The 7,617-nt window shown below is 42.8% G+C and carries 8 protein-coding genes; 1 reads left to right on the top strand and 7 read right to left on the bottom strand.

Annotation, left to right across the window (positions count from 1 at the left end; all coding sequences use genetic code 11):
- The 6 genes from BEGALDRAFT_RS19395 to lipB all read right to left on the bottom strand — a co-directional run.
- Nucleotides 1–199 (bottom strand): hypothetical protein (locus tag BEGALDRAFT_RS19395; RefSeq protein WP_002689827.1); only part of this gene is annotated, 199 nt, incomplete at its 3' end.
- Between the two features lie 10 nt (nt 200–209).
- On the bottom strand, nt 210–581 hold the full coding sequence (locus tag BEGALDRAFT_RS10440) for a hypothetical protein (protein WP_002684497.1): 372 nt from the start codon (nt 579–581) through the stop codon (nt 210–212).
- A gap of 479 nt (nt 582–1,060) precedes the next feature.
- Entirely contained in the window at nt 1,061–1,708 is a 648-nt protein-coding gene (locus BEGALDRAFT_RS10435) for a response regulator transcription factor (RefSeq protein ID WP_002689826.1), read from the bottom strand.
- 99 nt (nt 1,709–1,807) lie between these two features.
- On the bottom strand, nt 1,808–2,458 hold the full coding sequence (locus tag BEGALDRAFT_RS10430) for a glutathione S-transferase family protein (RefSeq protein WP_002689824.1): 651 nt from the start codon (nt 2,456–2,458) through the stop codon (nt 1,808–1,810).
- Entirely contained in the window at nt 2,459–3,577 is a 1,119-nt protein-coding gene (aroC, locus tag BEGALDRAFT_RS10425) for a chorismate synthase (RefSeq protein WP_002689822.1), read from the bottom strand.
- A complete protein-coding gene (gene lipB, locus BEGALDRAFT_RS10420; RefSeq protein ID WP_002689820.1) occupies nt 3,559–4,233 on the bottom strand; it encodes a lipoyl(octanoyl) transferase LipB in 675 nt (224 codons plus the stop codon). The genes aroC and lipB overlap by 19 nt, the downstream gene beginning before the upstream one ends.
- Before the next feature lie 291 nt (nt 4,234–4,524).
- Here lipB and gyrA point away from each other — a divergent pair, with 291 nt between their 5' ends.
- Nucleotides 4,525–7,131: a DNA gyrase subunit A gene (gyrA, locus tag BEGALDRAFT_RS10415; RefSeq protein WP_002689819.1), complete on the top strand. Its 2,607-nt coding sequence runs from the start codon at nt 4,525–4,527 to the stop codon at nt 7,129–7,131.
- Nucleotides 7,132–7,218: 87 nt separating this feature from the next.
- Here the strand turns inward: gyrA and rsfS are convergent, their stop codons facing one another.
- On the bottom strand, nt 7,219–7,599 hold the full coding sequence (gene rsfS / locus BEGALDRAFT_RS10410; protein ID WP_050978432.1) for a ribosome silencing factor: 381 nt from the start codon (nt 7,597–7,599) through the stop codon (nt 7,219–7,221).
- Nucleotides 7,600–7,617 lie beyond the last annotated feature (18 nt).

The following is a 7,617-nucleotide window of genomic DNA, read 5'->3' as shown; positions in this document are numbered from 1 at the left end:
ATAAACGTTGTCCAACCTCATGCGTATCATTGAAATGAACATTGATACGCACGAATAGCCATAAACAGAGCGCGAACAAGGGAATAAAAACATATTTCATGAACAACGCCAGCGGATGAGAACGGATAGGCGTTTTCTGTAAGGTTTTCATCCGTCGTTTTTTTGCTCGCTGAGAAATGGGTGTATCGACAAATTGCATAGAAAGCTCCTCAATTCATCTGTTTCAAGCGTTGTGCGAGTTGATTAAAGCCGAGTTGACTGGCGGGATTATCCCGATTGAGGAGATAACGCCCGTTGGTATCGCGGATTAAAAAGCCTAAATCAACCAATTGATTCAGATAATTTTTCGCATTGGCGTAGCTTAGGTCATATTTCAGTTTTAGTTGTTGGGGAATGGGTAAACAGTGCCGTGAGAGAATGGCTTGTTTGATGGTTTCGAACTGCACATGGTCTGCGATGATTTCGGCAGAAGAGATGGGGAGGGTGATTTCTGGCGCGGGCGGGGCGGGGGGTAAGACAGCCGCAAGTAGCCGTTTTGCCCATTGGCTTGTCCGTTGGTGTAGGTGTTGGACGCTTAACATGGTTTTTCCTCGCTTGCTGGGGATGTTTTATTGATTTATTTAGAAAATACACCGCTAATGTATCGTCTAAAATTACAACTTATGTACATATTTACATGCTGTTATTATATACATAATTTGGAATTTGTCGAGTAATTTTTTTGATAAAAAAAATCAACGTCTGATTATTTTTATAAAAAATATCAATAACTTTAATATGATTATCTGAATCAAGGATTAGCAGAATTGAAAAGCGTCATTCACCTTAATTTTTTGGTTCGAGGGTTTTAAATCCTGCTAATCCTGAAAATCCTGATTCAGACAATGTTTTAATCTGGTCTGGTGAATCCTGATAAAAATCAAGTATATTTCTGTTTTATATTAAAAACTTACAAAACTTGGGAGGTTAAATAAAATATGATATGGGGAGGAAAACGGGGGATGAATTGATATAAAAATAGGGGAGGAGGCGTGGGGGGATTCCCCCACAAATGATTATGTTAGCTTTGATTAATGGTTACAATTCCTGTTCCGATAATCATGCGGACTAATTCAACGACGCTGGCAGCATCCATTTTTTCCATAATACGTCCACGATGGATTTCTACTGTTTTGTGACTGATGTCTAGCTCGCGGGCAATGACTTTGCTGGATTTGCCTTCTACCAGTTTTAACATCACTTGATGTTCACGGGGGGTGAGTGTCTCTACTTTTTTCATCACGTTTTCGCGTTCCATCGATTCGCGACGAATTTCAGTATCGTAGGCAATCGCTTGTTTAACGCGATCTAGTAGCAATTTTTCATTTAAGGGTTTTTCGATAAAATCAAACGCGCCTGACTTCATGGCACTGACGGCTGTCGCAATATCACCTTGTCCTGTCATCATAATAACGGGAAGTATTAAGGGCGCGTCGCCTTTTTTAATTTTTTCTAACAATTCTAAGCCAGAGAGACCAGGCAGGTTGTTATCTAAAACAAGGCAGCCTGTTGCTTGGTTAGCTCCTTGAGCAGATTGATATTTTTCTAAAAATGCCTCCGACGAAGGAAAACATTCTGTTGGGTAATGAATGGATTCCATCAGCCAGCGAACAGCTTCGCGGATGGCTTCCTCGTCATCGACGATAAACACAGTAGATTTATTACTCATTGTATTGAACCATTCTTCTTTTCTTGCTTTTCATTTTCTGGTGAATTTAAGGAGCGTTCCTGCAACTCCCCCGCATAATCATACCAATACGGATGTTTTTTATTGTACTAGATAACTATTCGATTTTTTCAGAAAATCAATAAATAATTCAGGAAAATTCGTAACAACTGATTGTTGAACGGCTTCTACAGCCAGTAAAGCGTTTGCCCATGTTCGTACTTTTGGCGTTTTTTGGTAAATATCGATAGATAAATAACGGCTGAGTAATGCAGTGCGCATGAAAATCGGTGCAAATGCGGTGTCGACAAGGGAAAGATTTTCACCATTAAAATAAGGAGTATGGTTAAGTTCGCGTTCTAAAATGGTGAGTTTTGCCAGTACATCATTTTGTTGCGTTTCTACTGCTTCAGGGGTTTTTGCAGTTGCCAGTAAGTATTGACTTATTAGGAGGTTAGACCCAAATTCTATCCACGCGCGATTGTGGGCTTTGCGGATAGCGGTTGCAGGGTGCAAGCTGGGTGGCGTAATTTCATCAAGGTATTCATTGATAACCGCTGATTCAAATAAAATTTGTCCTTCTGCTTTTAAAACAGGGACTTTCCCTAATGGGGAAATGGCGAGAAACCAATCAGGCGGGTTATCCAGCTCAATATATTGAATATTAAACGGTATTTTTTTGTGCAATAGGGTAATGACGGAGCGTTGCACAAAGGGGCAAAGTTTAAAGCTGATCAGTTCTAATGGTTGCATTTATAAAGACTCATCAGGGATATGGGCGGGAATTGTGGGGGTAAGGCTGTGGACATCTGCATTTTGGGCGCGGTGGCGCAGTGCGTGATCCATGAGAACAATGGCGAGCATTGCTTCTGCAATCGGTGTGGCGCGAATGCCGACGCAGGGGTCATGCCGTCCTGTGGTTATAACTTCGGTCAGGTTGCCATGAATATCTATACTGCGCCCTGCTAAACGTAAGCTAGAGGTGGGTTTCAGGGCAATACTGGCAATAATGTCTTGACCTGAAGAAATTCCGCCCAGAATGCCGCCTGCATGGTTGCTTAAAAAACCGTCGGGTGTCATTTCATCGCGGTTATCTGTGCCTTTCATTTCCACTGCGTCAAAGCCTGCGCCAATTTCTACGCCTTTCACAGCATTAATGCTCATCAGGGCATGGGCAATATCTGCGTCTAAACGGTCGAAAACAGGTTCGCCCCAGCCTGCGGGAACGCCACTGGCGATAACAGTTACACGCGCTCCGATAGAATTTCCTTCTTTCATCAGTGTTTGCATGTATTCTTCCATCTCTCCTACTTTAAATGGATCAGGACAGAAAAAGGCATTGCGTTCAACTTCATCCCAATTAAAGTGTTTCATATTGGGTTTTAGCACGCCTAATTGTGATAAATAACCGCGAATTCTGACCCCGTAACGTTCAAATAAATATTTTTTCGCAATTGCTCCTGCTGCCACTCGAACGGCTGTTTCTCGTGCAGAAGAACGACCACCGCCACGATAATCGCGAATGCCGTATTTTTGCTGATAAGCGTAATCTGCATGGGCGGGGCGAAATTGGTCTTTAATTTTGCTGTAATCTTTAGAGCGTTGGTCTGTATTTTCAATCAGTAAGGCAATCGGACAACCTGTCGTTTTTCCTTCAAACACGCCCGAAAGAATTTTAACGGTGTCCTCTTCTCGACGTTGCGTGGTATAGCGTGATTGCCCAGGTTTGCGACGGTCTAAATCGGGCTGAATGTCAGCTTCTGTTAAAGGTAAATTCGGTGGACAACCATCTACAATGCAACCGATTGCTAAACCATGACTTTCACCGAAGCTGGTCACTGTAAAAGAATTTCCTATTGTATTGCCTGACATTCAAAAACCTCAGAAGTAAATAAATCAGAAAGGGGTACGGTAGGACAATAGTCTAATGCCTGACATAAACAGTGTGCGAATTGTTCAAAGACGATTGGCAAGGGGTCTGTAATGCCTAAATCTATCAGTTGTGTCACTTGTAAGTCTGGGTATCCACAGGGATTAATTCCATTAAAAGGCTTTAAATCCATGTTGATATTAAAACTTAAACCGTGATAGCTACAGCCATGACGGACGCGCAAACCTAATGCGGCAATTTTGCGGTCTGCAACATAGACACCAGGGGCATGTTCACGCCGTGTTGCTGTTATTTGGTGTTGGGCTAAATAATCAATAATTGCTTGTTCTAAGGCGGTGACTAATTGACGCACGCCCCAATGTCGGCGTTTTAAATCCATTAAAATGTAAACCACTAATTGTCCTAAACCGTGGTAAGTGACTTGTCCGCCTCTGTCGATAGGTTGTATAGGAATATTGCCTGTATCGAGTAAATGTTCAACTTTGCCTGCTTGCCCTAAGGTATAAACAGGATAGTGTTGTAAAAACCATAATTCATCGGGTGTGTCTGCGGTGCGTGCATCTGTAAAGGCTTGCATTGTTTGATAAATCGGCGCATAAGGCACATGACCCAAGTGACGAATAATAACCGTGTCCATCGTGAAAATTTTCTGTCGTGTCAAAAAGCAATTTGGGTAATTAAAGCGTATCGAATCCTAGAAATCAGCCATTATTTTGCAATAAATGTGTTTTGTAACGTTGTGTTTAAGTCTTTGTTATAGATAGTCACATTTAAAGTAGGTGCTGATGAAAAAACTTTATCAATAAAAAATTGATTTTTAAATAAAAATCATGACTTCGTCCCTGCGACTTCCCCCTGAATTTATGTTACAATATGGCATTTTTTTAGATTAAAAATCACCCTATCAATTAGGAATAGAGGCACTGTCATGGAACGGTTTGCTAAAGAAGTTCTCCCCATCAATATTGAAGATGAGATGAAACAATCTTATCTCGATTATGCAATGAGTGTCATTGTAGGGAGAGCATTACCTGATGTACGTGATGGCTTAAAGCCCGTACATCGCCGCGCCTTATTTGCCATGCACGAATTAGGCACGGATTGGAATAAACCCTATAAAAAATCAGCCCGTATTGTCGGGGATGTTATCGGTAAATATCACCCTCATGGTGACAGCGCAGTTTATGACACGATTGTCCGCATGGCGCAAGATTTCTCCCTGCGTTATCTACTGGTCGACGGTCAAGGTAACTTCGGTTCTATAGATGGCGACGCACCCGCTGCCATGCGTTACACGGAAGTACGCATGGCAAAAATTGCCCATGAATTACTTGCCGATATTGAAAAAGAAACCGTTGACTTTACCCCTAACTATGACGGTTCTGAGCAAGAACCCAGCGTTTTTCCGACCCGCATTCCTAACTTATTAGTAAATGGTTCTAGCGGTATCGCGGTCGGCATGGCAACCAACATTCCCCCGCATAATTTGCGCGAAGTGATTAAGGCATGTATCGCGCTCATCGATGAACCTGAATTAGACATTCATGCCTTAATGAAGTTTATTCCTGGTCCTGACTTTCCGACAGCGGCGATTATCAATGGGGCAAGCGGTATTGTAGAAGCCTATCACACAGGACGTGGGCGGATTTATGTTCGTGCAAAAGCCAGCATAGAGTTAGACGAGAATAACGGCAAAGAACGCATTGTTGTCAACGAACTCCCGTATCAGGTTAATAAAGCCCGTTTACAAGAAAAAATTGCCGAACTCGTCAAAGAGAAGAAAATCGACGGCATTACAGAAATGCGCGACGAATCGGATAAAGATGGTATTCGTTTAGTGATTGAAGTTCGTCGTGGTGAATCGGCTGACGTTGTCTTAAACAATTTATACCAACAAACACAATTACAAACCGTTTTTGGTATCAATATTGTCGCGTTAGTTGATGGACAGCCCCGTATTTTAAATCTGAAACAACTGCTTGAACTATTCCTACGTCATCGGCGCGAAGTCGTCACCCGTCGCACCCTGTTTGAATTACGCAAAGCCCGCGAACGGGCGCATATTTTAGAAGGTTTAGCCGTCGCGCTGAATAACATCGATGAGATGATTAACCTCATCAAAACGGCGAAGAATCCGCAAGAAGCCCGCGAAGGATTATTAGCGCGTTCATGGTCAGCCCAATTAATTAAAACCATGATGCAAGGAGAAAATGCTTATGCTGCCCGCCCGAGTCAGCTTCCCGCAGAATTAGGACTCGATGGCGAATATTACCGCCTATCTGAAACCCAAGCCCAAGCCATTTTAGAATTACGCTTACACCGCTTAACAGGCTTAGAACAAGATAAAATTCTTGAAGAATACAAAGGCTTATTAAATCAAATTCATGAATTGTTAGTCATTCTTAACAGTGGCGAACGCTTGATGCAAGTTATTCGTGAAGAATTACAAGCCATTGTCAATGAATACGGCGATGAACGACGCACCGAAATTGTCTTAGACCATCGTGATTTAAACATTGAAGATTTAATTCCTGATGAACCCGTTGTTGTCACCCTTTCCCATGAAGGCTATGTCAAATCGCAAGCCTTAAGCCTGTATCAAGCGCAAAAACGGGGCGGTAAAGGAAAAGCAGCAACGCAGATGAAAGAAGAAGACTTTATCGACAAACTCTTCATTGCTAGCACACACGACACCATTTTATGTTTTACCAGTGCGGGCAAAGTCTATTGGTTAAAAGTCTATGAATTGCCACAAGCAGGGCGTAATGCACGCGGTAAACCCATTGTTAATCTATTACCGTTAGAAGAAAGTGAGCGCGTCAATGCAGTTTTACCCGTGCGCGAATTTACTGAAAATCGCTATATCTTTATGGCAACGGTTTCGGGCACAGTGAAAAAAACCCCGCTCACCGAATTTTCCCGCCCGCGAACCAATGGCATTATTGCCCTTGCACTCGATGAAGGCGACCAACTCGTCAACGTCGCCATTACCGACGGACAACAAGATGTCATGTTGTTCAGCAATCACGGAAAAGCGGTGCGATTCACTGAAGATGCCGTCCGCTCAGTGGGTCGGACAGCGCGTGGCGTGCGCGGTATTCTTTTAGAAAAAGGGGACAAAGTCATTTCCCTGATTATTACCGAAGCAGGCGGAACGATTTTAACCGCGACAGAAAACGGTTATGGCAAACGCACACCAATAGATGATTACCCAACAAAAGGACGAGGCACAAAAGGCGTTATATCGATTAAAACCTCTGAACGAAACGGCTTAGTTGTTGGTGCGGTACAAGTACAAGACAATGACGATTTAATGCTAATTAGCAACCGTGGCACACTAGTCCGTACCCCTGTTGCTGGGATTTCCGTCGTTAGCCGTAATACGCAAGGCGTTGGACTGATTCGTTTAGTGGACGAAGAATTATTAGTCGGCGTAGAAAAAATTATGGAATTACAAGGCGAAGGTGTCGATGAGGAAATTATCGACGGCGATGAAACCACAAACGGCGATAACGTTAGCAATGATGACGTGTAACATTTTCTAGTTTTCCGATAAAAAAGACCTGCTAAGTTTTCAAAACCTAGCAGGTCTTTTCATTCGACTTGTTGCACTCAAAGACATTTAAACTGCTGAACGATGAGGCATTAAGCGTTGAATATAAGGACTATTTGCGTTTTTCTCCGACTCTGTCCACAACTTCTCGATCTGATAAAAATCACGGACTGTAGGTTGCATCACATGAACAACGACATCGCCTAAATCAATCAATGCCCATTCACCCACATCTAAGCCTTCTTCACCTAAGGGGCGCATCCCCTGCGCTTTGACCTTCTCAACCACGTTATTAGCTAACGCGCTGACCTGACGGCTCGATTGCCCTGTCGCAATCACCATATAATCGGTTACATTACTTAATTGACGCACATCTAACACTTTTAAATCATGTGCTTTTAAATCTTCTAACGCGGTTTGTACCACCGTTAGTAATTGTGTTGCTTCCATATTACCCCATACACTGGG

Source organism: Beggiatoa alba B18LD (assembly GCF_000245015.1).
Lineage (GTDB): Bacteria > Pseudomonadota > Gammaproteobacteria > Beggiatoales > Beggiatoaceae > Beggiatoa > Beggiatoa alba.
This window is presented reverse-complemented; position numbering and strand designations above follow the sequence as displayed.